Origin of the sequence: Halobacillus sp. BBL2006 (genome assembly GCF_000786645.1) — a bacterium.
In the GTDB taxonomy this organism is placed as follows: Bacteria; Bacillota; Bacilli; order Bacillales; family Halobacillaceae; genus Halobacillus.
This window is the reverse complement of record NZ_JRNX01000669.1, coordinates 1-2,262: the sequence shown is the minus strand read 5'-3', so window position 1 is coordinate 2,262 and position 2,262 is coordinate 1. Positions and strand designations below refer to the sequence as shown.

2 protein-coding genes and 1 pseudogene are annotated in these 2,262 nt (G+C 42.2%); 2 read left to right on the top strand and 1 reads right to left on the bottom strand.

Translation table 11 applies throughout. The features are described 5' to 3' along the window. Positions 1 to 328: 328 nt before the first annotated feature. Complete coding sequence (gene yfkAB, locus LD39_RS18005; RefSeq protein WP_231572612.1) at positions 329 to 1,393, top strand: radical SAM/CxCxxxxC motif protein YfkAB; 1,065 nt, start codon at positions 329 to 331, stop codon at positions 1,391 to 1,393. A gap of 105 nt (positions 1,394 to 1,498) precedes the next feature. After that, positions 1,499 to 2,089, top strand: coding sequence for a YgjP-like metallopeptidase domain-containing protein (locus tag LD39_RS18000; RefSeq protein WP_035551114.1), 591 nt, complete (start codon positions 1,499 to 1,501; stop codon positions 2,087 to 2,089). Between the two features lie 35 nt (positions 2,090 to 2,124). On the opposite strand, the pseudogene LD39_RS22290 reads toward LD39_RS18000, so the two are convergent. Then, a pseudogene (locus tag LD39_RS22290) lies at positions 2,125 to 2,262 on the bottom strand (zinc transporter ZupT); the annotation flags it as partial.

The window sequence follows — 2,262 nt, the reverse complement described above, 5'->3', positions numbered from 1 at the left end:
TGATTTTTCTGCTTATGACGCGAGTGTCTGGGCGTTACAGCTAGACGAGTCCTTCCCCAACGACCCTAAAACTACATAAACATATCGAAACTGAGTCTTCCGCAATCCTGCATGTTTGTGGAACAACTTTTTCATAGAAGAAGAACTGTTACTTCAATTTACACCGTCATCTTCAAAGGAATGCTATGGTTCTATCTAGAATAATGGTAAGATATCAGTTGGTTTGTTTTTTAACCAAGATTATATATAGAAAGGAAGTTTCATAACGATGAGTACTGACATGAAGCTTCAAGAGCTATCCCCGTCGTATGATCCGTGAGAAACATTTATGGATGTAAAAGAACATGGAGAGATGACACTTTCCAATATCGAATTCACGACCACGACTCTATGTAATATGAGGTGTGAACACTGCGCTGTCGGATATACTTTGCAGGATAAAGATCCAGCCGCTTTGCCGATGGAATTGATTTTAATAAGACTTGATGAAATTCCTCATCTTCGTACGCTGAGTATCACTGGCGGCGAGCCGATGATGTCCAGAAAATCTGTAGAGCAATATGTCGTGCCTCTGCTTAAATACGCCCACGAACGTGGAGTCCGTACACAAATCAACTCAAACTTGACTTTACCATACAAACGTTACCTTCCGATCATCCCCTACCTCGATGTTTTACATATTTCACACAACTGGGGAACAATCGATGAATTCGCCCATACCGGATTTGCTCGTATGGAACGAAAACCTTCAGAAGATAACCGTAAGATGTTTTTCGACCGCATGGTAGAAAATTCACAACGCCTTTCAGCAGAAGGCGTGATGGTTTCAGCAGAAACGATGTTGAACCGAAGAACCTTCCCTTACCTTGAAGAAATTCATGACCATGTAAGAGAGATGAAGTGTGCGAGGCATGAAATTCATCCCATGTATCCGGTTGATTTTGCCAGTTCCCTGGAAACTCTAGATCTAAAACAGATGCGAGAAGGAATCAACCGCTTACTCGATCACCGTGATCAAGACTTGTGGATGCTGTTCGGTACACTGCCTTACTATCCTTGTAGTTCGTCACAGGATGACTTGGATATGCTGAAACGATTGTATAAGGAGAAAAACGTGACCGTAAGAAACGACCCTGATGGACGTTCCCGTTTGAACGTAAACATCTTCAGCGGCGACATCATCGTGACAGACTTTGGTGATGAACCGGGGCTCGGAAACATTCAAAATACGAAGCTTCCTGATGCTTATCAAACCTGGATGGGGACGAAAACAGCACAAAACCTGAATTGTCATTGTCCAGCTGTCGAGTGTCTCGGACCGAACGTACTTGTAAAAAACACCTATTACCAGGATGTTGACTTTCAAAAGCGGAGCACGAACATTACCTTGTAAACCTGCCAGAAGAGCCCTTCACTAGGAGGACTCTTCTTTTTAGTTTTGACGGTCATGGAGTATTTGATTACACTTTAATAAGAAGAAAAGGAAAGGGGAATCCTTGTGCCAGAGATCAAAAGCGGCGATGCGACGATCGCTTACACGCTGCATCCGGAACCAAATATCCATTATGTAAAAATTTATATCGATGATTTGAACGGGATTAAAGTGACCGCTTCACAATCAAGGAGTGAGGATAAAGTCAAAGCTTTCCTTGAGAAAAAGGCAGAATGGATTCTAGAGAAATGGCAGGAAATCCATGAAGACCTTTACCGGGTAGACCGGCTCACGCTTGAGGAAGGACAAAAGCTATCTTATCTCGGTAGATCATATCGATTAAAAATCCAGGAGTCAGATGAAGATCAAGCGACCTTTGCCTTTCAAAAAGGGAAGTTTTTATTTACATATCCACCAGCCATGGAACAATCAGAAAGAAACGAGAAACTGATCCAACTCGCTAAAGAGTGGCTGCAATCGAAAGCGAACGAAAAATTCGATGCCCTTCATAATAGCGATGTAATTGGAGAAAAAGATGTGCTTCGTTTAGGAATTAAACAGGCTCAGCAAATTAAGCTGAACTGGAGATTAGTCCAACTGCCGAAGCCTGCCATTACAGAGAAAATTGAGCATCTGATCGAAGGGAAATCTTGCTAAAAAACCCGTCAGAGAAAAATCTGACGGGTTTTTCATTAAATAAATAATAGTAAACTTAACGCCATAACGGCCATCCCTGCTACAACACCATAGATGGATAAATGCGCCTCTCCATATCTTCTTGAAGCTGGAAGCAATTCATCAAGTGAAATGAATACCATGATACCTGCCAC